Genomic DNA, 20,917 nt, shown 5'->3' on the forward strand with positions numbered 1-20,917 from the left:
GGTCTACCCTCAGATTTGACTTCTGAAACAGGGGGAGTTTTCCATGCTCGCGCAACTTCCACCGGCCTTACAGAATCTGCAGCTTGCGCTTCGTCTGCGACTTTGGGATGGCCATGAGTTCAATCTCGGGCCATCGCCCAGTGTCACCATCGTGGTCAAGGATCCCCAGATGGTTTCGCAATTGACCCATCCAAGCCTCGATGCGCTGGGGGCGGCGTTTGTCGAGGGCAAGCTCGAACTGGAAGGTTCGATTGCCGAGGTCATCCGTGTTTGTGACGAGTGGAGCAGTGCTTTGTCCGATGAGGATGACGACACCAATCCGGTACGCTCGCTGCACGACAAGGAAACCGACGCCAAAGCCATCTCCTATCATTACGACCTGTCCAACGCGTTCTACCAGCTCTGGCTAGACAGCGACATGGCGTACTCCTGCGCTTACTTTGAGACCGGCAGCGAAACGCTTGAACAGGCGCAACAAGCCAAATTCCGGCATCTATGTCGCAAGCTGCGTTTGCAGCCAGGCGACTATTTGCTGGATGTCGGGTGTGGATGGGGCGGCCTGGCGCGTTACGCCGCCCGGGAGTTCGGCGCCAAGGTGTTGGGCATCACCCTCAGCAACGCGCAACTGGAACTGGCCCGCGAGCGGGTGAAAGCCGAAGGCCTGGAAGACCTGATCGAACTGCAACTGCTCGACTACCGCGATCTGCCCCAGGACGGGCGTTTCGACAAAGTGGTCAGCGTCGGTATGTTTGAGCACGTCGGCCACGCCAATCTCGCCGAATACTGCAAAATCTTGTTTGGCGCGGTGAAGGAGGGCGGTCTGGTGATGAACCATGGCATCACCGCCAAGCACACCGATGGTCGTCCGGTGGGGCGTGGTGCCGGGGAGTTCATCGAGAAATATGTATTCCCCAACGGCGAGCTACCGCACCTGGCAATGATCTCGGGCGAGATCAGCGAAGCCGGGCTGGAGATTGTCGACGTCGAAAGCCTGCGCCTGCATTACGCCCGTACGCTCGATCACTGGAGCGAGCGGCTGGAGGACAACCTCGAAGCCGCCGCGAAGCTGGTGCCTGATCAGGCGCTGCGCATCTGGCGCCTGTACCTGGCCGGCTGTGCTTACGCATTTGCGCATGGCTGGATCAATCTGCACCAGATTCTCGCGGTGAAAGCGCACGCCGATGGCAGCCATGAACTGCCCTGGACCCGTGACGACATCTACCACCCTTGATAGCCACCGCTCCCTCAACCTGTAGGAGGGAGCGTTTAGAGAATCGGTGAAATAAGCCGGGCGATCCGCATGCCGAGTTGTTGCAGGCGGTGGATCTTCCGGCTTTCTTCTTTGGCGATCTCAAAGGCTTGCTCGAAATCCTCGTTGAGCATGTGTTCCACGTTGGCGGCAAAATCGCTGTCGACGGTCAGCAGCATCACTTCGAAATTCAGCCGGAACGAGCGGTTGTCCAGATTGGCACTGCCGATGGCGCTGATCTCACTGTCGATCAACACGACTTTCTGATGCAGGAACCCCGGTTGGTAGCGGAATACGCGCACGCCTGCCCGAACCGCTTCAAACGCATAGAGGCTGGAGGCGGCATAGACGATACGGTGATCGGGACGCGAAGGCAGCAGCAAGCGCACATCCACACCGCGTAAAACCGCCAGCCTTAACGCCGCGAATACGGCTTCGTCAGGAATGAAGTAAGGGCTGGTGATCCACACCCGTTCTGTCGCGGCATGAATGGCTTCGACGAAAAACAGGGAACAGGTTTCATAAGCGTCCGCCGGCCCACTGGCGAGCAGTTGGCAGAGCACGCCATCGTCGGGGTACTCATCCGGCAAGATGAGCGGCGGTAACGTTCGCGCGGCCCAGAACCAGTCTTCAGCAAAGGATTCCTGCATGCACGCCACCACCGGGCCTCGCACCTGCACATGGGTGTCGCGCCATGGCGCCAACGGTGGTTTCTCCCCCATGTATTCATCGCCGACGTTATGCCCGCCGACAAACCCGATCACACCATCGACCACGACGATTTTGCGGTGGTTACGGAAATTGACCTGAAAGCGGTTGAGCCAGCCGCTGCGTGTGGCGAAGGCTTTGACTTCGACGCCGCCATCACGCAATGCCTGCACATAGCTGTGGGGCAGGGCGTGGCTGCCGATGCCGTCGAAGAGCAAATGGATGGTCACGCCTTCGGCGGCTTTCTTGAGCAGCAAATCGCGCAGGCGTTGGCCGAGACGGTCGTCATGAATGATGAAGAACTGGATCAGTACCGCCTCGCGGGCTTGATCGATGGCATGAAAAATTGCATCGAAGGTGTCTGTGCCATTCACCAACAACTGTACTTGGTTGTTTGCCAGGCACGGCATGCGGCCCAGTTTGGGCATGGCGCGTAGCGAGGCGTAGGCATTCGAGGCGCGGGCAGTCAGGGCTTCTTCTACCCATGGACGCCAGTTCAGCTCGGAGATGGCCTGGCGCATCTGTTCGTTGGCCTGGCGTCGCGCCTTGATGTACCCATCGAATGTGCTGCGTCCGAACACCAGGTAAGGAATAAGCGTCAGGTAGGGAATGAAGATCAGCGACAATGCCCAGGCGATCGAGCCCTGAGCCGTGCGCACGGTCAACACCGCATGAATCGCGGCGATCAATCCGAGGGTGTGTATCAGGGCGATCATATAACCGAAAATGTGCGGTCCAAAATAATCCATGGGGCAGCCTTGCTCCGCAAGATTCAATGCTTAACAGACCATGTTCTATCGCGAATGTCGCTATTTAATTGGTGCATGAACCGAAGCAATCGGCTGACGTCTAACGGCCACTACTGATCAGGAGTTTATCGATGAACGTTCGTCTGCTGGGTTTGGCGCTGGGCCTGGGTTTGGCAATGCCGGTGATGGCTCAGGCGCAGATGCTGCAGCCGGGGCTGTGGGAAATGACCTCGAGCAATGTGAAAGTCGATGATCAACCGATGGATGTGCAATCGATCCTTGGCCAACTCCAGGGACAGATGACTCCCCAACAGCGGGCAGCGCTGGAAAAGAACGGGATCAATATTGGCGGTAAAGGCATCCGCGCCTGCCTGACGCCGCAGCAAGTGGCGACCGATGATATTCCGTTGGCTGATCCGCAATCGGGCTGCAAACAGCAGATCACCGAGCGTAGCGGCAACCAATGGAAATTCCGCTTCAGTTGCCCGAGAGCGCAGGGCACTGGCGTGGCCACGTTCCTCAGTGATCGTGAATTCACCACGGTCGCCAACGGTACGTTCAACGCCATCGGTATCAATCAGAAGGGCAGTCTGGAAACCCGCGCGGTATGGCTGGGCCAGGATTGCGGCGCCGTAAAACCAAGAGCTTAAATGCTTCGCGAGCAAGCCCGCTGCCACCGGTCTAGTGTTGACCTTGTGGCAGCGGGCTTGTTCGTAAACGCGTCTTTAAAGCCTTATCAAAATGAGGGGTCAGAACTCGTTCTGCAGGGCTTTGTAGCCGCGCACCAGATCGACGTTGGTACGCGCCACGTCTTCGGAAAACTCCGAGGCGCTGACACTCACCGGCGTGAATAACGACAGGTCGGTGTTCGGGCCGATGCGGGTGGTGGAGGGCACATAGAACGCGTCTGGCAAATCGCGGCCATCGACCACGGAGTTATGGCGTACCACGCAGCCACTGCCAACCACGCAGTTGAACAACACGCTGTTGAAGCCGATGAATACCCGGTCGCCGACCACGCACGGGCCGTGCACGATCGAGCGGTGTGCGATGGAGCTGAACTCGCCGATGGTCACCGCGGCACCGGATTTCGAGTGGATCACCACACCGTCCTGAATGTTCGAATTGGCGCCGATGGTGATCGGCTCCATCCCGCCCGATGCATCCACCTCGTCCGCACGGATGACCGCGTACGGGCCGACGAAGACGTTTTCGCCGATCACCACTTTGCCGCAGATGATCGCGGTTTTGTCGACATAGGCCGATTCGGCAATGTGCGGTAAATCACCTGAAGGATTTTTGCGGATCATGGTCGGCTCAGCGCGTCGTAAAGGGTGTTGAGGTTGTATTCGAACAAGCCGGTGAAGGTGCTGGCCGGGCCACTCGCGGCGAGGGCGTCCGAGTAAAGCGTGCCGCCGATGTGCGCGCCGCTTTCGTCGGCGATCTGTTTGAGCAGGCGAGCGTCCTTGATGTTCTCCATGAACACTGCTTTGACGTGGGCCTGGCGGATCTGGGTGATCAGTGCCGCGACTTCTGCGGCGGACGGTTCGCGCTCGGTCGACAGCCCCTGGGGAGCCATGAAGTCGATACCGTAGGCCTGACCGAGGTAACCGAAGGCATCATGGCTGGTGACGATCTTGCGATTGCCCGGCGGTAGCGAACCCAGTTTGGCCTTGGCTTCGGCGAGGAGGGCGTAGATGTGCGTCAGGTAGGTTTTGCTGTTGCGTTCGTAATCGGCTTTGTTCGCCGGGTCAGCCGCGATCAGTGCCTTGGTGATGTTGGCGATGTACAGCTCAGTGTTGGCCAGATTATGCCAGGCGTGCGGGTCGGGAACGGTCTCGCCGTCCTCATCCAGCGAACGTGGAATCACGCCGTGACTGGCACTGACGACCGGGGCTTTGGTCTCAGTGCTGGTCACCAGACGATCCAGCCATGGTTCAAAACCGAGCCCGTTCTTGATGATCAGTTTGGCCGTGAGCAGGGCTTTGGCATCGTCCGGTGTCGGCTCATAGGTGTGTGCGTCAGCGTCCGGGCCGACCATGTTGGTGATCTGGATATGCTCGCCGCCGACCTGATGCACCATGTCGGCGAGGATGCTGAAGCTGGTGACCACTGGCAATTTTTCTGCCGCCGACAACGACATCGATAGCATCAGGCTGAACAGCACGAGTAGAGCGCGCATCGGGAAACACCTCATTGGGATGTGAGCAAAGGCGGGCGGCGCAACAAGCCGTGCACCGGTCCGAACACCACGGACAGCAGATAACCTGTCCCGGCGACCAGTACGATGGCGGGGCCGCTGGGCAGTGAGTAATAGAACGACAGCAACAAACCGAGCCATACCGACAGGCAACCCAGGGTTGCTGCAACGGCGATCAGGATGGGGAGGCGTCGACTCCAGAATCGTGAAGCCGCAGCGGGAAGCATCATCAGCCCGACCACCATCAGCGCACCGATCGCCTGGAAACCGATCACCAGATTCAGTACAACCAGCGTCAGAAACACACCATGGGCGAGCGGGCCGAGGCGGCTGACGGTTCGCAAAAATAGAGGGTCGAGAGTATCGAGCAGCAGCGGTTTGTAGATGAGCGTCATGGCCATCAGGCTCAGCGCCGAGACCCACAACATGCCATTGAGGGTTGGTCCATCGACGGCCAGGGCCGAGCCGAACAGCAGGTGCAAAAGGTCGAGGCGTTTGCCGGCCACGCCAAGAATGAGCACGCCGGCGGCCAGGGAGATTGGATAGATCGCCGCCAGGCTGGCGTCTTCGCGCAGGCCCGTGCGTCGGGTGATCCACGCGGCGAGACCGGCCATGGTCAAACCGGCACCGAGGCCGCCGAGTGTCAGCGCCGGCAGACTCAGGCCGGCGAACCAGAAGCCCAATGCGGCGCCGGGAAGGATGCCGTGGGCGACGGCGTCACCAATCAGGCTCATGCGCCGCAAGATCAGAAACACACCCAGGGGGGCGGTGCTGCAGGCCAATACCAGCCCGCCTAACAAGGCGCGACGCATGAAGACGAACTCGCTGAACGGCTGCCAGAAGTGGGCGACGGTGAGCATCAGGCTACCTGCGTATGAGGTGTTTGCCGGATCAGTTCGGCGCTCGGACCGTAGATGCAGCCAGTGTTTTTGATCAGCAAGGTTTGGGGGATGTGTTGGCGCACGGCGCTCAGGTCATGACACACCACGACGAGTGTGCGTCCCTCTGCATGCCATGCGTGGATGTGTTGCCAGAGTAACTGCTGACCGAGTTCATCGAGTGCGGCGTGGGGTTCGTCCAGCAGTAGCACAGGTGTGTCCGTCAGGCTAAGTCGAGCGAGCAGGGCGCGTTGTAATTCGCCGCCCGATAGCGCCATGAGTGGACGGCGCTCGAGTCCACCAAGGTGCCAGTTTTCCAGTGCGGTTTTGAGGCGCTGGGCGCGCAATGTTGTCGACAGTCTGCGTCCCCAGAATCCGGCGGCCACGAGCTCCTCCAGGCTAATCGGGAATTGCCGATCCAGATGCTGTTGTTGTGGGAGGAAGGACAGTCCGCTCTGCCGTGGAACGCTCAGGGTGACGTGGCCTGCCAGGGGTTTTTGCAGGCCCGCCATCACTTTCAACAAACTGCTTTTGCCGCAGCCGTTGGCGCCAATGATCGCGGTAAGACTGCCTGTTTCGAATTCCAGACTCAGAGGCGAAGTCAGCGGCTGGCCGGGTGCGCCCCAGCTCAAGGATTGGCAGCGGATCATGTGTTCTCCCGGTGCCAACGACTTTCGGCGACGGCGTCATGGGCGTGCAGACTTTCTGCGTGAATCACTCGCAGGTGAAAGGCGTTGACGCCCGGTGAGCGGCGTAAGGCCAGATTCAGTCGGCGAGCGGCGTCTTCGCAGAACATCAGATTCTGTCCATTGGCCAAGGCGAAGGCTTGTTCGTCAGCACGTTTCACAGCGGTTTGGACGGCGGTGCCGAGGGCTGCTTCAGCATCGTTGATAATCGTGCTCATCGGCAGCTCATCGATAAATTCATCGAGTTGCAGGTGCAATTGCGCAGTGCTGCGTTGGCTGTGTGGCGTGGCGACGATGCCTTTGTTCGTACCGAGCCAAGACAAAACGTCGGCGTGTTGCAGCGGTTTGTTAGCGAAGTCATCAATGAATTGTTGCTGGATCAGTTGCCTCGCCAGTGCTGCAGAGCAAGGGCACGTCGAGGAATATTGCACGTCAATTTTGAGTTCCACGTGGAACATTTCGTTTTTCAGGCTGGCTGAAAGGGTCACTGGGTAGGATCGCCACCCGGCCAGCGGGCTCACCAAAGCGGGGCGTTTCAATAGCAGATCGGTGTGGATATTCAGGTAGGCATTTTTGGATAAGCCGTCATGGCTATCGAGAAAATGACGGAGTATTTGGCGCAAAAAACCGGGGGAGAGGTTTGTGTGTTCGAGGGCCGCTAACGACACATAGAGTCGCGACATATGAATGCCGCGTGCTTCACCGTCATCGAGACTCACACCGGCATCCGCCTTGGCGCTCAGACGTTGGCCTTCCAGCAACACGGGTAACTCAATGCCGCACATGCCCACCCATTCGAGGGGTAAAGCTTGGCGAGCCGTCTGCGCGGCGATATCCGGGAGTGTCATCGAATTCATGTTCGGGGCCATCGTGTTGATTGAATTAGATGTTACATTATAACAATTCAAATCACGATGCCTTTTTCATGAACAGGCTTTCATATGCACAGACGTCACTTGCTCAATTTGATTCTGGCCAGTGCGGCCTTCGCCCTCCCTTTCAGCGTGTCAGCTACGCAAATCCGCAACGCTCGACTCTGGCGTTCAGATGAAAAGCTGCGTTTGGTCTTCGATTTAAGCGGACCGGTACGCTACAAAACCTTCACGCTCAGTGCTCCGGAGCGACTCATTATTGATTTCAGTGGGGCCAGTGTCAGCGCAGATTTCAGTCAGTTAGCGTTAAAAAACACCGTAATTCGATCTATCAGATCCGGCGTTTTTGGCCGTGGCGATACGCGGATTGTTCTCGATTTGAGCCGTCCTGTACTGCTGAACAGCTTCCTTCTGGCGCCACAGGAGGGTCAGGGGCATCGGCTTGTGTTGGATTTGGTCAGCGCCAAGCAGCCCCTTGCATTGCCAATGGTTCCACGTGAAACATCCTTGGATAAGGTTCATCCAAAGCGCGACATTATCGTGGTTGTCGACCCTGGGCATGGTGGAAAGGACCCTGGTGCAGTCGGCGCCAAGGGAGAGCGGGAAAAGGATGTGGTGTTATCCATCGCGAAGTTGCTCGCCAAACGTCTGAAAAAAGAGAAAGGTTTTGACGTGAAGCTGGTGCGCAACGACGACTTCTTCGTGCCTTTGCGCAAGCGTGTCGAGATCGCTCGTCAGCACAAGGCCGACATGTTCATTTCGGTACACGCCGATGCGGCGCCGCGTCTGACGGCCTCTGGCGCGTCGGTGTATTGCCTGTCTGAAGGTGGCGCGACATCAGCGACTGCCCGCTTTATGGCGCAACGCGAAAACGGTGTCGATCTGCTCGGCGCCACCAGCCTGCTTAATCTAAAAGACAAGGATCCGATGCTCGCCGGGGTGATTCTCGACATGTCGATGAACGCGACGATCGCAGCTAGTTTGCAGCTTGGGAAAACGGTTCTCGGCAGTCTTGCAGGCATTACTACGCTGCACCAAAAGCGCGTCGAGCAAGCAGGCTTCGCGGTTTTGAAATCGCCAGATGTGCCCTCGATCCTGGTGGAAACCGGCTTTATTTCCAACGTGCGTGACAGTCAGCGGCTGGTCACGACGCGGCATCAACAGGCCGTCGCTGATGGTTTATTTGACGGGCTGCAGCGCTACTTTGAAAAAAATCCGCCCATCGACAGCTACCTCGCGTGGCAGCAGACCCGGCAAAAAACGCAGGCCTAGCAGCCGGTGATTCGGCTACAAGTGAACTTCGCGCTGCTACCGCCCGAACTGGAGAAGCGGTTGATAGTCGTCCAACCAACCCGACGGGTATAGCCCACCCAGGCTTCCCCGTCGGAGGCGACGCCGGTGAAGAACGTCAGTTGACCGAACCGACTGTTGGTTTGCGCCCAGTAACGCTGGCTGCTTTTTTCAAAGCCGCGCAGATAGAGCGTGTTGCCTACCGTATTGACGCTATAGGCGTTGCCATCGGCATCGACGCAGGCCAGCAGATTAGCGCTGCGTGTGCACTTGGCGAGCTCCGGAATTTGCGCGCAAACGCTGCCAGTCGTTAACAGCGTGAGGCTCAATAGCGAGCATTTCAGCGCATTTTTCATAGCGTTTCCCGGGCGTGAGAGGGGTTGCAGCTTCCTGCTCTTCGTCGTTTTGGGCAAGAGGCGGGCTGGTCTATTCATGTTGTTATAATATAACATTAATTTGAACTGAGCCTGAGCCGGCCGATTTCAAGCGTTCACCTTCCACGAACCTGTCGTGTGGGGGCTAGAAAACGTTATGCGCAACCAATGCGTTGATCGGCTGCTATCTAATGAGGATTATCCAATGTCAGCCGAATTGCCCGTCACCGTACTTTCCGGATTTCTTGGCGCCGGTAAAAGTACACTTTTGAATTACGTACTACGTAATCGAAACGGTTTGCGCGTCGCCGTCATCGTCAATGATATGAGCGAAATCAACATTGATGGCAGCGAAGTCCAGCGCGATGTCAGCCTGAACCGCGCCGAAGAAAAACTCGTGGAAATGAGTAACGGCTGTATCTGCTGTACGTTACGTGAGGACTTGCTTGAGGAAGTCAGCAAGCTCGCCCGTGATGGCCGCTTCGATTACTTGTTGATCGAGTCAACGGGGATCTCCGAGCCACTGCCGGTGGCGGAGACCTTCACCTTCCGCGATGAGCAGGGACAGAGCCTCGCTGACATCGCCCGTCTCGACACCATGGTCACAGTCGTCGACGGCATGAATTTTCTCCTCGACTACCAGGCCGCCGAAAGCCTTGCCTCCCGTGGTGAAACCCTCGGTGAGGAGGACGAGCGCTCCATCACTGATCTGCTCATTGAGCAAGTCGAGTTCGCCGACGTGTTGCTGATCAGCAAGATCGATCTGATCAGCCAGAGCGAGCGCGAACAACTGATCGCCATCCTCAAATGCCTCAATGCTCAGGCCGAAATAATCCCGATGGTCATGGGCGAAGTGCCGTTGGACAAAATTCTCAACACGGGTCGTTTCGATTTTGAAAAAGCTGCGCAAGCCCCCGGTTGGTTGCAGGAGCTGCGCGGTGAGCACGTCCCGGAAACGGATGAATATGGCATCGCCTCTACCGCCTATCGCGCGCGCCGCCCCTTCCACCCGCAGCGTTTTTACAACTTCATTGATCGTCCGTGGCTCAACGGCAAATTGCTGCGCTCCAAAGGCTTCTTCTGGCTGGCGAGCAAGCCTGCTGACGCGGGCAGTTGGTCCCAGGCCGGTGGTTTGATGCGCCATGGTTTTGCCGGACGCTGGTGGCGTTTCGTGCCGAAAAACCAATGGCCGCAGGATCAGGACAGTACCGCCGCGATCATGGAAAACTGGACCGCCAGCGTCGGAGACTGCCGTCAGGAGTTGGTGTTTATCGGTCAGAACATCGATTTCGTGCAGCTTTCTGCCGAACTCGACGAGTGTTTGCTGAACGATGATGAAATGGCGATCGGCGTCGAAGGTTGGCGATCGATGCCGGATCCGTTCGGTCCCTGGCATGAAGAGGCCGCCTGATGCTTGCGCTCAACATGTTGCAAAACTGCACCCGCTATCAGCATCAGGGGCCCACGCCCAAAGTGCTGGCACGCATTCTTGAGGACGAAACAAACCTGGCGGTCTGGCAGCGGCAACTACCGCGGCACATCGCTGATTTCGCTGATTTGCTACTGTCACTCAACGAACCCTTGGCGGAGTCGCTGTGCCTGGATATCGCTGATGAAGAGGCCGAGCCGGATCTCACCGGGTTGGCGGGCGGATTTCGCGATCTGCAGGGTTACGAGGGCTTTATCGCAGACCTGAAGTGGCTGGTCAGCGCCTTCGCGTGTCTGCTCGGCGCCCGGCGTATCGGCTTGCGTCTGCGGGTGCTGGATAAGGCCATGTGTCCGCGTTTTCACGTTGATCATGTGCCGGTACGGCTGATCACCACGTATGCGGGTGTCGGCAGTCAATGGCTCAAAGAAGGCACGATGGATCGTCAGCAACTGGGCCAGGCGAATTCGCAGCCGCAAGACTCGGCACAGATCCAGCAACTGGCCAGCGGTGAAGTCGCGTTATTCAAGGGCGAAAAGTGGCACGGCAATGAAGGTTTTGGCTTGATTCATCGCTCGCCCCAGCCGGCGGCCGGCGAGCGTCGGCTGATTCTGACCCTCGACTGGCTCGGCTAACGCTTCAAGGCTTGAGCCATTTGCCTTGGCTCTGCCCCTCGCAATAGGGCTGTAGATAAGCGGCATCCGTGGCCACGCCGTAATAGTGAGTATCCTGGCGATAGGGCATATTGGCGACTTGCGCGTTGCTGCACACGCCGAAGGCTCCGGTCGGGCACTGGTCGAGGTACTGCACCTCGACTTTTTGCCCGGCCAACGTGGGTTGGCAGAAGCCGTCGTTGAACAGTTTTTCCGGGATGTTGCGGTTCTGCTGGCAGACTTTGACGTCGAGCCGCTCGCTCTGGCTGTGCACCACGCAGGCCTGGGCCAACACTTCGCTCGACACCAGCATCAGCAACAACGACCATCCCCTCCAACGCATCTTCGCTCTCCTCAGAAAATTCCCGGCCATGTTGCAGAACATTCCTACCCATGTCATCGCCGGCCCTTTGGGCGCCGGCAAGACCAGCCTGATTCGCCAGCTCATGGCGCAACGACCGGTCGGTGAACGCTGGGCCGTGCTCATCAACGAGTTCGGTCAGATCGGCCTGGACGCTGCGCTGTTGACTCGCGACGGCGATGGTATCGCACTGGGTGAAGTGGCCGGAGGCTGTTTGTGTTGCGTGAATGGTGCGCCGTTTCAGGTCGGCCTTGGACGTTTGCTGCGCAAGGCCAAACCGGATCGGCTGTTTATCGAGCCTTCCGGGCTGGGCCATCCCGCGCAGTTACTTGAACAGCTGAGCGAAGCGCCATGGCAGGGCGTACTGGCGATACAACCGTGTGTGCTGGTGCTGGATGCCCAGTCGCTCAACGCGGGGAAAGCGCTGCCGACAGCGCAACAGCAAGCGTTGGACCGTGCCGGTTTACTGTTGCTGAACAAGGCTGAAGGCCTGGATGGGAGCGCCCGCCAGAAAATAGCCAGTCAGTTGCCGCCCGTCAGGCTGATCTGGACGCAACAGGCGCAACTGCCCTTGAGCGAACTGCCGGGCCTGGCCGTGCAAGCGGTGGCGGGTGTGGATAACTGGGTCGCGCCCAAAGGATTGGCGCAGATGCCGGCGGTCTGGAGCGATCCGACGCTACCGATTTGCCTGAGTCGGGCACAGGAGGGCGGTTGGAGCATGGGGTGGCGCTGGCATCCGAGCCAGACGTTCGATCAGCAGCGAATGGCTGTTTGGCTTCAAAGCCTTGTCTGGGCCAGGGCCAAACTGGTTATCCACAGCGCCGACGGTTGGTTTTCGGCAAATGCTCTGGATAACGCCGAGCTGACTTGGCAAACCAGTGAATGGCGAAAGGATTCGCGAATCGAGCTGATCTTCGCCGACTCGCAGAATATCGATCAACTGCAGGCAGGGTTGGCGCAGTGCCGGACTCAGGCGAGCTGACTCACGGCTTCCATTTGGTGTGTTCCTGCCGCCACTGACTCAGTTCGATCACTTCGGCGCGAGGCTTGTGGACTTCGACCACGGGCGGCGTATCGTCGAACGGCGCCGGGTAGGGTGCCAGTTCGATCTGCGCGCTGTGGGCGCCAAACTGGGTGATGGTGCCGTTGTGGCGGGTTTCGCCGGTCACCGTGAATTCGAAGGTGTACACCCGCGCCAGACGTCGGCGACCGTTGGCGTCCTTGATCAAGCCGATCTTCTTGAGCGCAACGTTGCCGTCGAGCAACTCGACGCGCACGTTCAGGCAATGCTGCTTGACCCGCTCCAGCGCTCGCTCGCGCAAGCCGTGGTTGTGCCAAAGCCACGCGCCGGCAGCGGCAAACAGCATCAACACAAAGATGTTTTCGAGGGTCAGCATCAACATCAAACTCCAAAAGATGGCGTCAGCTTAACTGCGTCGCCGGTCTGTCGTACAGACTGCGTTTCGTCGCATACTGCGCGGCTTGAATTTCAATCGTTTTACGGAAAAACCCGAATGAAACGTACGCCTCATCTGCTCGCCATTCAGTCCCATGTGGTGTTTGGCCACGCCGGTAACAGTGCAGCGGTTTTCCCGATGCAGCGGGTCGGGGTGAATGTCTGGCCACTCAACACCGTGCAGTTCTCCAACCACACCCAATACGGTCAGTGGGCTGGTGAAGTGCTGTCGCCTCAGCAGATTCCCGAACTGGTCGAAGGCATCGCTGCGATTGGCGAACTGGGCAACTGCGATGCGGTGCTCTCGGGGTATCTGGGCAGCGCCGCACAGGGGCGGGCGATTCTCAGCGGCGTTGCGCGCATCAAATCGGTCAACCCGAAGGCGCTCTATCTGTGTGATCCGGTGATGGGGCACCCGCAGAAGGGTTGCAGCGTGCCGACGGAGGTCAGCGACTTCTTGTTGGAAGAGGCGGCCGCGGTGGCGGACATTATGTGTCCGAACCAACTGGAACTGGACAGCTTCTCCGGGCGCAAGCCGCAGTCCTTGTTCGATTGCCTGGCGATGGCGCGGGCATTGTTGGCGCGCGGGCCGAAAGCGGTGCTGGTCAAACATCTGGATTACCCGGGTAAACCGGCGGATGGCTTCGAGATGTTGTTGGTGACTGCCGAGGGCAGTTGGCATCTGCGCCGTCCGTTGCTGGCGTTCCCGCGCCAGCCGGTGGGCGTGGGCGATCTGACGTCCGGTCTGTTCCTGGCGCGGGTGCTGCTGGGCGACAGCCTGGTGGCCGCGTTCGAATTCACGGCGGCGGCGGTGCATGAAGTGTTGCTGGAGACTCAGGCGAGCGCCAGTTACGAACTGCAACTGGTGCGGGCGCAGGACCGAATTGCGCATCCGCGAGTGAAGTTCGAGGCTACGGCGATCAGTCTGTAAGACCGCATCGCGCCCATTCGCGAGCAAGCCCGCTCCCACATTCGACCGCGTTCTCATGGGAGCGCTGCGATTAAATGCAGGAGCGGGCTTGCTCGCGAAGGCTATCTGTAAAGCGACATCGTCCCAAAGGATCGATCAGGCGTCGCCCTTGATGTCCTGGTAACGCTTCTCCAGCTCCTGACGAATCTGCCGGCGCTGCTGGGCCTGCATGTAACGACGCTTGTCTTCACTGTTCTGGGGTTGCAGTGGCGGCACGGGCGCCGGCTTGCGCTGATCATCCACCGCGACCATGGTGAAGAAGCAACTGTTGGTGTGGCGCACCGAGCGTTCGCGGATGTTCTCGGTCACCACTTTGATGCCGACTTCCATCGACGTGTTGCCGGTGTAGTTGACCGAGGCGAGGAACGTCACCAGTTCGCCGACATGGATCGGCTCGCGGAAAATCACCTGATCCACCGACAGGGTCACCACATAGCGGCCGGCATAGCGGCTCGCGCAGGCGTAGGCCACTTCGTCGAGGTATTTGAGCAGGGTGCCGCCGTGGACATTGCCTGAGAAGTTGGCCATGTCGGGGGTCATCAGTACCGTCATCGACAGCTGGGCGTTTCCGGGTTCCATAACGTTCTCACGGATCAAGGCTGGATTGCTGGAAGCACCTCTGCGGGTGCCTGGTCACTTTTCAAAAGTGCCGTTATCGGGACGCCGGGCGACAGGTCGCCGTCACGCCGGGATCGTTCTGTTTCCATATATTGCACTGCCTTCCAGCCCGAAGTCGCGGTGCTACCCTGCAAAAACCCGCGTAAAAAGGCCGTTCCCACAACAAACGCGGATTTTTCCGAGCACCCTCAGACCTCTCTGGCGTCTGACTGCGCGCTTGGCCAATCAAGGAGCCCACGCCATGCATGCCATCAGCTTTATTCAGGATCTGGCGGTGATCATGTTGGTCGCTGGCGTGGTAACTGTCCTGTTTCACCGGTTCAAGCAACCGGTGGTGCTCGGTTACATCGTTGCCGGTTTCATCATCGGCCCACACACCCCGCCGTTCGGCTTCATCCACGACGAAGAAACGATCAAGACCCTCGCCGAACTGGGGGTGATTTTCCTGATGTTCTGCCTGGGCCTTGAGTTCAGCCTGCGCAAGCTGTTCAAGGTCGGCGCCACGGCGTTTATCGCGGCGTTCCTCGAAATCGTCCTGATGATCTGGATCGGCTATGAGATTGGTCGCTGGTTTGACTGGAGCACCATGGACTCGCTGTTTCTCGGCGCGATCCTGGCAATCTCCTCGACCACCATCATCGTCAAGGCGCTCAATGATCTGAAAATGAAGAACGAGCGCTTCGCGCAGTTGATCTTCGGTGTGTTGATCGTCGAAGACATCCTCGGCATCGGCATTATTGCCCTGCTGTCGAGCATCGCCGTCAGCGGCACGGTGAGCTCCGGCGAAGTGTTCTCCACGGTCGGCAAGCTGTCGCTGTTCATGATTGTTGCGCTGGTGATCGGCATTCTGTTGGTGCCACGCTTGCTGGCTTACGTCGCCAAATTCGAAAGCAACGAGATGCTGCTGATCACCGTGCTGGGCCTGTGTTTCGGCTTTTGCCTGCTGGTCGTCAAGCTCGAATACAGCATGGTGCTGGGCGCATTCCTGATCGGCGCAATCATGGCCGAGTCACGGCAACTGCTGAAAATCGAACGGCTGATCGAGCCGATTCGTGATCTGTTCAGCGCGATCTTCTTTGTGGCCATCGGCCTGATGCTCGACCCGATGATCCTGCTGCAATATGCGTGGCCGATTGCGGTCATCACCGTCGCCGTGGTGCTGGGCAAGATGCTGTCCTGCGGCCTCGGCGCCTTTATCGCCGGCAATGACGGACGCACCTCACTGCGGGTAGGGATGGGGCTGTCACAGATTGGCGAATTTTCCTTCATTATCGCGGCACTGGGCATGACTTTGCAGGTGACCAGTCACTTCCTTTATCCGGTTGCCGTGGCAGTGTCGGTGATCACTACACTGCTGACGCCTTATCTGATTCGCGCCGCTGATCCGCTGTCGATCAAGCTGTCTGCCGCCATGCCGCAACGTCTCTCGCGAGTGTTCGGGATGTATGGCGAATGGCTGCGCAGCATTCAGCCGCAGGGCGAGGGCGCGATGCTGGCGGCGATGATTCGGCGGATTCTGTTGCAGGTCGGGGTCAATCTGGCGCTGGTGATTGCGATCTTCTTCACCGGCGCATTCTTTGCCGGACGTCTGTCGGTCTGGATGCAGGAGTGGATCAGCGATCCGAGCTGGCAGAAAGCATTGATCTGGGGTGGAGCGCTGCTGGTGTCGCTGCCGTTCTTGATTGCGGCGTACCGCAAGCTCAAGGCGCTGTCGATGTTGCTGGCGGAGATGGGCGTGAAGCCGCAGATGGCTGGGCGTCACACGCAGCGAGTGCGCCGGGTGATCTGCGAAGTGATCCCGATTCTCTCGCTGCTGGTGATTTTTCTGCTGCTGGCAGCCTTGTCGGCCAGTATTTTGCCGACCAACAAGTTGCTGGTGCTGATCGCCGTGGTCGCGGCCGCCGTGGCGGCGCTGCTCTGGCGCTGGTTCATCCGCGTGCACACGCGGATGCAGGTGGCCTTGCTGGAAACCCTCGACAATCACAAGGAGTCGTCGGGGCACTGACCACTCGGGGCGCTTGGCCGATCAGCTTTCCAGCCAGACGTCCCGCGCCCAGTGCCACACCGATTCCCAGGTTTCTTCGGCAACCAGCTCTTCTTCGGCCTGCCACAGCACCACTGTGCCGTCTTCCTCGACACAGTAGTAGTCGTCGCCGTCCTGACAGATCGGGATCAGGCTGCGATCAACACCGACATCCCAGGCGTTGGCGGCAACCTCCGGCAAGTAAGTGTGGGATTGTGGGTCGGTCACGGTCACGGGTTCCAGGCTGCCGTAAACCACATCGCTGACGGTCAGCAAAAACTCTTTGAAGACAAACGGAATATCGATGAACAGTTGTTCTTCGATTTCGACCAGCAGATCTTCGTCAGGCAACTCCAATGGAACCGGTACGGGTTCGTTGGCTTCGCGCAGTTGTTCGATGATTTCTTCCACGTCCGGGATCCTCTTGCTTGAATGGCGCGGTTTATATGGGCCGGTTTATACAGTAGCTCGCTATAGATGCAACCGTGAAATAGAAAAACCCCGGACGAGTCCAGGGTTTTCATAAGCGCATGCTTGACGCAGAGGGTATCAGCCGTTCTGGCGGATACCGGCGACCAGCCAAGGCTGGTTGTCGCCCTGCGGACGTTCCATGTTCCAGCTTTCGCTGAACACTTCGCCCTGGTCGAAACGCGAAGTCTTCGACACACCGCTGAAAGTCAGGGTGGCGATAGTCTTGTCGGCACGGTCATCGACGCCGTCCAGTTGCACCTGGAGGTTGTCGATGTAGGTCGACTGGAACGCGTCGCCCAGATCCGCACGCTCACGCTTGAGGAACTCGAGCATTTGCGGGGTCACGAACTCGGCGATCTTGTCCATTTCGTTGGCATCCCAGTGCTGCTGCAGCGACTGGAAGTGGCTGCGCGCAGCTTCAAGGAAGTTCTGTTCGTTGAACCAGGCCGGCGCGTTGATTACCGGACGGGCGGCAGCCGGTGCAGCCGAACCACCGAAGATCGAACCCATGGCCGCAGGCTTTTGCTCGAACGTTTCACGCTGCATCGGCGCGCCGGCCGGAGCGAATTGCTCTTGCTGCTTGCGGCGACGAGCGGCGATGAAACGGAAGATCACGAACGCGATCAAGCCCATGATCAGGATGTCGAAGATCTGCATGCCCTGGAAGCCGCCGCCCATGAACATGGATGCGAGCAGGCCACCGGCGGCAATGCCGGCCAGAGGGCCGAGCCAGCGCGAAGCACCGCCGGCCTTGGCAGCGGCGCCAGCGGCACCGGCAGTCGCCGCAGCGCCGCCCATGCCTGAGGAAGAGGGAGCCATCTGGCTGGTCTGGTGCGTCGGCGCAGCGCCGGCGCTTTTGCCACCACCAAAGCGCTTGGCGTTGGCGTCGAGGCTCATCGTCAGGCCGATGCACAACGCCATGGCGATGCTAAGAAAACGTTTCATAAAGGGAATACCCGTTTGTGGAGACACGCGCGCCATGTTGCACAGCTGAAGTGTTACTGGCTAGCGAGAGAGTGTTTCGGGCTTTTGCCTGACAGGTTACGTTCAGCTTGGTCCAGGCAATAAGGCTATGTACTTTTGTCTGTAGGAAATCGGGATGGGTTCAGTGAGAAATTTGCTCAGCGACGAAACGCCAGCATCACCACACCGGCCGTAATCAGACCGACTCCACCCCATTGACGCAGGTCGAGTTTCTCGCCCAGCAGGATCACGCCGAGCACTGCCACCAGCACCACGCTGAGCTTGTCGACTGGAGCCACCAGCGAGGCCGGGCCGACCTTTAGCGCCCGGAAATAGCACAGCCAAGATGCGCCGGTGCCCAGGCCGGATAACAGCAGGAACAGATAGCTCTTGGCGGATATTGATCCCAATGACTGATATTGGCCCGTGGCGTACAAAATCAAGGCCAGGCTGACCAGTACCACGATGGTGCGCAGGAGGGTGGCGAAGTCGGAATTGACGTTTTCGATGCCGACTTTAGCGAAGATCGCCGTCAACGCGGCGAAAGTGGCCGAGAGCAGTGCCCAGAATGTCCAGGAGGAAAAGAAGCCTGAGCCCATGTGGCTATCCCGATGATTAGCGCCAGCCCCTGTGGGGCGCGAGCTTGCTCGCGATCAGGGCGTGTCAGCCAACGCAGTGTTGAATGAAAGACCGCTTTCGCGAGCAAGCCCGCTCCCTCAGGGACGCCGTAAGGCTTATATGGCTTCGAGCTTCGCGTAGCCCAACATCAGCCACTTGCTGCCTTCGCCGAAATTCACCTGCACCCTGGCCTGAGCGCCGGCGCCTTCGAAATTCAGGATCACCCCGTCGCCAAAGATCGAGTGACGCACGGTCTGGCCGAGGCTGAAGCCGGTTTCCGGAATTTCGCTGCCGCTGAACAGGTTGCTGCCACTCATCGACTGGTTGCCGCCAAATGGTCGGCTGACGCTGTTCGACAAGCGCACTTCCTGGATCAGACCCTTCGGCACTTCTCGTATGAAACGCGACACCTTGTTGTAGGTTTCGCTGCCGTACAGGCGTCGGGTTTCAGCATAGGTCATCACCAGATTCTGCATCGCCCGGGTGATACCGACATAGGCCAGACGCCGTTCTTCCTCAAGGCGTCCCGGTTCTTCCAGGCTCATCTTGTGCGGGAACAGGCCTTCTTCCATACCCACCAGGAACACGTAAGGGAATTCCAGGCCTTTGGCGCTGTGCAGGGTCATCAACTGAATGCTGTCTTCATGCTCATCGGCCTGAGTGTCGCCGGCCTCTAGCGAAGCGTGGCCGAGGAATGCCGCCAGTGGTGACAGTTCTTCGTCTTCTTCGGTGGTCTCGAAGTTGCGTGCAGCGCTGACCAGTTCTTCAAGGTTTTCCACCCGGGCCTGGCCTTTCTCGCCTTTTTCCGCTTCGTGATACGCGATGAGGCCGGATTGCTCGATGACGGTCTGCGTCATCAGATGCAGCGGCATCTCCATGCATTTGGCGGCGAGGTTCTCGATCAGCTCGATAAACGCCCCCAACGCGCCAGCCGCCCGACCGGTCAGGCCTTTATTGGCGACCAGTTGGCGCATGGCTTCCCACATCGACACATCGCTGTGGCGCGCATGCTCGCGGATTGCTTCGACGGTTTTCTCGCCGATGCCGCGGGCCGGGACGTTGATCACCCGCTCCAGTGCCGCATCGTTGCCGCGACCTTCCAGCAAGCGCAGATAGGCCATGGCGTTTTTGATTTCCGCCCGCTCGAAGAAGCGCTGGCCGCCGTAAATGCGATACGGAATGCGTTCGCGCAGCAAGGCTTCTTCCAGAACGCGCGATTGGGCATTGGAGCGGTACAGAATCGCGATATCGCTGCGTGCCAGGCCGGTTTTCAGCGCACTTTCGATGGTTTCGACAACGTAGCGTGCTTCGTCGTGTTCATTGAACGCGGCGTACAGATTGATCGCTTCGCCATCGCCGCCGTCGGTCCACAGCTCTTTACCCAGGCGTCCGGTGTTGTTGGCGATCAGGGCGTTGGCGGCCTTTAGGATGCCGGCGGTGGAGCGGTAGTTCTGCTCCAGGCGAATGGTCACCGAATCCGGGAAGTCGGAGGAGTACTGATGAATGTTTTCGATTTTCGCGCCGCGCCAGCCGTAGATCGACTGGTCGTCATCGCCAACCACCATCAGGCTGTCGCCGCCCTTGCCCAGCAGACGCAACCAGGCGTACTGCACGGCGTTGGTGTCCTGGAATTCGTCCACCAGAATGTGCCGGAAACGCTTCTGATAATGCGCCAACAGGCCCGGATGATCGCGCCACAGGTCGAGCGCGCGCAGCAGCAGCTCAGAGAAGTCAATGACGCCGGCACGCAGGCAAGCCGCCTCGTAGGCCTCATAGATGCTGCGCATGGTTGCCAGGTACAGATCGCCGCTGGCCTGAATGTGTTTGGGACGCAGACCTTCGTCTTTCTGCCCATTGATGAACCACTGGGCCTGACGGGCCGGCCAGCGTTGTTCGTCCAGACCCAGCTCGCGAATCACTCGCTTGACCAGCCGCTGCTGATCGTCGCTGTCGAGAATCTGGAAAGTCTGGCTCAAGCCCGCTTCCTGCCAGTGTGCCCGCAGCAAGCGGTGCGCCAGGCCGTGGAAGGTGCCGACCCACATGCCCGCCGGGTTGATACCCAGCAACTGCTCGATGCGATGACGCATCTCGGCAGCGGCCTTGTTGGTGAAGGTCACCGACAAAATGGAGTGGGGCGAGGCGTTTTCGACCTGGATCAACCAGGCGATACGGTGCACCAGCACTCGGGTTTTACCGGAGCCAGCACCGGCCAGGACCAACTGACGGCCAACGGGGGCCGCTACGGCCTGGCGTTGGGCATCGTTGAGGGAGTTCAGCAGAAGGGAGAGATCATCGCGCATCGGGGCATTCTAGGGCGCGCCGCAGGCCCGGGCAAACCGAGCTTTGCATTAG

The 20,917-nt window shown here is 59.0% G+C and carries 22 protein-coding genes; 8 read left to right on the plus strand and 14 right to left on the minus strand.

The window, feature by feature from the left end; genetic code table 11:
* Nucleotides 1-43 precede the first annotated feature (43 nt).
* A complete protein-coding gene (gene cfaB, locus AACY18_RS13430; RefSeq protein ID WP_339465141.1) occupies nt 44-1,231 on the plus strand; it encodes a C17 cyclopropane fatty acid synthase CfaB in 1,188 nt (395 codons plus the stop codon).
* A 35-nt stretch (nt 1,232-1,266) separates the two neighbouring features.
* On the opposite strand, the gene cls is transcribed toward cfaB, so the two are convergent.
* On the minus strand, nt 1,267-2,706 hold the full coding sequence (gene cls, locus AACY18_RS13435) for a cardiolipin synthase (protein ID WP_339431465.1): 1,440 nt from the start codon (nt 2,704-2,706) through the stop codon (nt 1,267-1,269).
* A 131-nt stretch (nt 2,707-2,837) separates the two neighbouring features.
* On the opposite strand from cls, the gene AACY18_RS13440 reads away from it, so the two are divergent.
* Nucleotides 2,838-3,356 carry a DUF3617 domain-containing protein gene (locus AACY18_RS13440; RefSeq protein ID WP_339431466.1) on the plus strand — a complete coding sequence of 173 codons (519 nt, stop codon included), beginning with the start codon at nt 2,838-2,840 and terminating at the stop codon, nt 3,354-3,356.
* Nucleotides 3,357-3,455: 99 nt separating this feature from the next.
* Here the strand turns inward: AACY18_RS13440 and AACY18_RS13445 are convergent, their stop codons facing one another.
* From AACY18_RS13445 to folE2, 5 genes are read right to left on the minus strand one after another with little or no spacing between them, the layout of a single operon-like run.
* Nucleotides 3,456-4,016 carry a gamma carbonic anhydrase family protein gene (locus tag AACY18_RS13445; protein WP_339431467.1) on the minus strand — a complete coding sequence of 187 codons (561 nt, stop codon included), beginning with the start codon at nt 4,014-4,016 and terminating at the stop codon, nt 3,456-3,458.
* Entirely contained in the window at nt 4,013-4,888 is an 876-nt protein-coding gene (locus AACY18_RS13450) for a metal ABC transporter substrate-binding protein (protein WP_339431468.1), read from the minus strand. Before AACY18_RS13450 ends, AACY18_RS13445 begins: the two co-directional genes overlap by 4 nt.
* 11 nt (nt 4,889-4,899) lie before the next feature.
* Complete coding sequence (locus AACY18_RS13455) at nt 4,900-5,766, minus strand: metal ABC transporter permease (RefSeq protein WP_339465142.1); 867 nt, start codon at nt 5,764-5,766, stop codon at nt 4,900-4,902.
* A complete protein-coding gene (locus tag AACY18_RS13460) occupies nt 5,766-6,434 on the minus strand; it encodes a metal ABC transporter ATP-binding protein (RefSeq protein WP_339431470.1) in 669 nt (222 codons plus the stop codon). The genes AACY18_RS13455 and AACY18_RS13460 overlap by 1 nt, the downstream gene beginning before the upstream one ends.
* On the minus strand, nt 6,431-7,327 hold the full coding sequence (gene folE2 / locus AACY18_RS13465; protein WP_339431471.1) for a GTP cyclohydrolase FolE2: 897 nt from the start codon (nt 7,325-7,327) through the stop codon (nt 6,431-6,433). The genes AACY18_RS13460 and folE2 overlap by 4 nt, the downstream gene beginning before the upstream one ends.
* An 84-nt stretch (nt 7,328-7,411) precedes the next feature.
* Between folE2 and AACY18_RS13470 the strand changes: the two genes are divergently transcribed.
* Nucleotides 7,412-8,614 carry an N-acetylmuramoyl-L-alanine amidase gene (locus AACY18_RS13470; protein ID WP_339465143.1) on the plus strand — a complete coding sequence of 401 codons (1,203 nt, stop codon included), beginning with the start codon at nt 7,412-7,414 and terminating at the stop codon, nt 8,612-8,614.
* On the opposite strand, the gene AACY18_RS13475 is transcribed toward AACY18_RS13470, so the two are convergent.
* Nucleotides 8,611-8,988, minus strand: a complete 378-nt coding sequence (locus tag AACY18_RS13475; RefSeq protein ID WP_339431473.1) for a glutamine synthetase — start codon at nt 8,986-8,988, stop codon at nt 8,611-8,613. The genes AACY18_RS13470 and AACY18_RS13475 overlap by 4 nt on opposite strands.
* A gap of 223 nt (nt 8,989-9,211) precedes the next feature.
* Between AACY18_RS13475 and zigA the strand changes: the two genes are divergently transcribed.
* Nucleotides 9,212-10,417, plus strand: a complete 1,206-nt coding sequence (gene zigA, locus AACY18_RS13480; protein WP_339465144.1) for a zinc metallochaperone GTPase ZigA — start codon at nt 9,212-9,214, stop codon at nt 10,415-10,417.
* Nucleotides 10,417-11,067, plus strand: coding sequence for a DUF1826 domain-containing protein (locus AACY18_RS13485; RefSeq protein WP_339465145.1), 651 nt, complete (start codon nt 10,417-10,419; stop codon nt 11,065-11,067). Before zigA ends, AACY18_RS13485 begins: the two co-directional genes overlap by 1 nt.
* Before the next feature lie 4 nt (nt 11,068-11,071).
* Here the strand turns inward: AACY18_RS13485 and AACY18_RS13490 are convergent, their stop codons facing one another.
* A complete protein-coding gene (locus AACY18_RS13490) occupies nt 11,072-11,428 on the minus strand; it encodes an NADH:ubiquinone oxidoreductase (RefSeq protein WP_339465146.1) in 357 nt (118 codons plus the stop codon).
* A 28-nt stretch (nt 11,429-11,456) separates the two neighbouring features.
* Here AACY18_RS13490 and AACY18_RS13495 point away from each other — a divergent pair, with 28 nt between their 5' ends.
* On the plus strand, nt 11,457-12,428 hold the full coding sequence (locus tag AACY18_RS13495) for a CobW family GTP-binding protein (protein ID WP_339465147.1): 972 nt from the start codon (nt 11,457-11,459) through the stop codon (nt 12,426-12,428).
* A 1-nt stretch (nt 12,429) separates the two neighbouring features.
* Here the strand turns inward: AACY18_RS13495 and AACY18_RS13500 are convergent, their stop codons facing one another.
* Nucleotides 12,430-12,843, minus strand: a complete 414-nt coding sequence (locus AACY18_RS13500) for a DUF3301 domain-containing protein (protein WP_339431478.1) — start codon at nt 12,841-12,843, stop codon at nt 12,430-12,432.
* A 117-nt stretch (nt 12,844-12,960) separates the two neighbouring features.
* On the opposite strand from AACY18_RS13500, the gene pdxY reads away from it, so the two are divergent.
* Nucleotides 12,961-13,833: a pyridoxal kinase PdxY gene (pdxY, locus tag AACY18_RS13505; RefSeq protein WP_339431479.1), complete on the plus strand. Its 873-nt coding sequence runs from the start codon at nt 12,961-12,963 to the stop codon at nt 13,831-13,833.
* A gap of 135 nt (nt 13,834-13,968) precedes the next feature.
* On the opposite strand, the gene AACY18_RS13510 is transcribed toward pdxY, so the two are convergent.
* Nucleotides 13,969-14,451 carry an acyl-CoA thioesterase gene (locus tag AACY18_RS13510; protein WP_007989648.1) on the minus strand — a complete coding sequence of 161 codons (483 nt, stop codon included), beginning with the start codon at nt 14,449-14,451 and terminating at the stop codon, nt 13,969-13,971.
* A 280-nt stretch (nt 14,452-14,731) separates the two neighbouring features.
* On the opposite strand from AACY18_RS13510, the gene AACY18_RS13515 reads away from it, so the two are divergent.
* Nucleotides 14,732-16,495 (plus strand): cation:proton antiporter, encoded by a 1,764-nt coding sequence (locus AACY18_RS13515; protein WP_339465148.1) that lies wholly within the window; start codon nt 14,732-14,734, stop codon nt 16,493-16,495.
* Between the two features lie 21 nt (nt 16,496-16,516).
* Here AACY18_RS13515 and AACY18_RS13520 read toward each other — a convergent pair whose 3' ends face one another.
* The 4 genes from AACY18_RS13520 to uvrD all read right to left on the minus strand — a co-directional run bounded on the left by AACY18_RS13520 (nt 16,517) and on the right by uvrD (nt 20,865).
* Nucleotides 16,517-16,924, minus strand: a complete 408-nt coding sequence (locus AACY18_RS13520) for an SMI1/KNR4 family protein (RefSeq protein ID WP_339431481.1) — start codon at nt 16,922-16,924, stop codon at nt 16,517-16,519.
* Between the two features lie 138 nt (nt 16,925-17,062).
* Nucleotides 17,063-17,929, minus strand: coding sequence for a Tim44 domain-containing protein (locus AACY18_RS13525; RefSeq protein WP_339431482.1), 867 nt, complete (start codon nt 17,927-17,929; stop codon nt 17,063-17,065).
* A 176-nt stretch (nt 17,930-18,105) separates the two neighbouring features.
* Nucleotides 18,106-18,546, minus strand: a complete 441-nt coding sequence (locus tag AACY18_RS13530) for an EamA family transporter (RefSeq protein WP_339465150.1) — start codon at nt 18,544-18,546, stop codon at nt 18,106-18,108.
* A 135-nt stretch (nt 18,547-18,681) separates the two neighbouring features.
* On the minus strand, nt 18,682-20,865 hold the full coding sequence (uvrD, locus tag AACY18_RS13535) for a DNA helicase II (RefSeq protein ID WP_339465151.1): 2,184 nt from the start codon (nt 20,863-20,865) through the stop codon (nt 18,682-18,684).
* Between the last annotated feature and the right edge of the window lie 52 nt (nt 20,866-20,917).

Origin of the sequence: Pseudomonas sp. EA_65y_Pfl2_P74 (assembly GCF_963970575.1) — a bacterium.
In the GTDB taxonomy this organism is placed as follows: domain Bacteria; phylum Pseudomonadota; class Gammaproteobacteria; order Pseudomonadales; family Pseudomonadaceae; genus Aquipseudomonas; species Aquipseudomonas baetica_A.

What these genes read in the sequence shown, in the direction of transcription:
- AACY18_RS13515 (WP_339465148.1), top strand. Translation starts at nt 14,732, where the DNA reads ATGCATGCCATCAGCTTTATTCAGGATCTGGCGGTGATCATGTTGGTC.
- AACY18_RS13485 (WP_339465145.1), top strand. Translation starts at nt 10,417, where the DNA reads ATGCTTGCGCTCAACATGTTGCAAAACTGCACCCGCTATCAGCATCAG.
- AACY18_RS13525 (WP_339431482.1), bottom strand. Translation starts at nt 17,929, where the DNA reads ATGAAACGTTTTCTTAGCATCGCCATGGCGTTGTGCATCGGCCTGACG.
- folE2 (WP_339431471.1), bottom strand. Translation starts at nt 7,327, where the DNA reads ATGAATTCGATGACACTCCCGGATATCGCCGCGCAGACGGCTCGCCAA.
- AACY18_RS13460 (WP_339431470.1), bottom strand. Translation starts at nt 6,434, where the DNA reads ATGATCCGCTGCCAATCCTTGAGCTGGGGCGCACCCGGCCAGCCGCTG.
- AACY18_RS13470 (WP_339465143.1), top strand. Translation starts at nt 7,412, where the DNA reads ATGCACAGACGTCACTTGCTCAATTTGATTCTGGCCAGTGCGGCCTTC.
- AACY18_RS13500 (WP_339431478.1), bottom strand. Translation starts at nt 12,843, where the DNA reads ATGCTGACCCTCGAAAACATCTTTGTGTTGATGCTGTTTGCCGCTGCC.
- cls (WP_339431465.1), bottom strand. Translation starts at nt 2,706, where the DNA reads ATGGATTATTTTGGACCGCACATTTTCGGTTATATGATCGCCCTGATA.
- AACY18_RS13495 (WP_339465147.1), top strand. Translation starts at nt 11,457, where the DNA reads ATGTTGCAGAACATTCCTACCCATGTCATCGCCGGCCCTTTGGGCGCC.
- AACY18_RS13490 (WP_339465146.1), bottom strand. Translation starts at nt 11,428, where the DNA reads ATGCGTTGGAGGGGATGGTCGTTGTTGCTGATGCTGGTGTCGAGCGAA.
- zigA (WP_339465144.1), top strand. Translation starts at nt 9,212, where the DNA reads ATGTCAGCCGAATTGCCCGTCACCGTACTTTCCGGATTTCTTGGCGCC.
- cfaB (WP_339465141.1), top strand. Translation starts at nt 44, where the DNA reads ATGCTCGCGCAACTTCCACCGGCCTTACAGAATCTGCAGCTTGCGCTT.
- AACY18_RS13450 (WP_339431468.1), bottom strand. Translation starts at nt 4,888, where the DNA reads ATGCGCGCTCTACTCGTGCTGTTCAGCCTGATGCTATCGATGTCGTTG.
- uvrD (WP_339465151.1), bottom strand. Translation starts at nt 20,865, where the DNA reads ATGCGCGATGATCTCTCCCTTCTGCTGAACTCCCTCAACGATGCCCAA.
- AACY18_RS13510 (WP_007989648.1), bottom strand. Translation starts at nt 14,451, where the DNA reads ATGGAACCCGGAAACGCCCAGCTGTCGATGACGGTACTGATGACCCCC.
- AACY18_RS13530 (WP_339465150.1), bottom strand. Translation starts at nt 18,546, where the DNA reads ATGGGCTCAGGCTTCTTTTCCTCCTGGACATTCTGGGCACTGCTCTCG.
- AACY18_RS13440 (WP_339431466.1), top strand. Translation starts at nt 2,838, where the DNA reads ATGAACGTTCGTCTGCTGGGTTTGGCGCTGGGCCTGGGTTTGGCAATG.
- AACY18_RS13455 (WP_339465142.1), bottom strand. Translation starts at nt 5,766, where the DNA reads ATGCTCACCGTCGCCCACTTCTGGCAGCCGTTCAGCGAGTTCGTCTTC.
- AACY18_RS13445 (WP_339431467.1), bottom strand. Translation starts at nt 4,016, where the DNA reads ATGATCCGCAAAAATCCTTCAGGTGATTTACCGCACATTGCCGAATCG.
- AACY18_RS13475 (WP_339431473.1), bottom strand. Translation starts at nt 8,988, where the DNA reads ATGAAAAATGCGCTGAAATGCTCGCTATTGAGCCTCACGCTGTTAACG.
- pdxY (WP_339431479.1), top strand. Translation starts at nt 12,961, where the DNA reads ATGAAACGTACGCCTCATCTGCTCGCCATTCAGTCCCATGTGGTGTTT.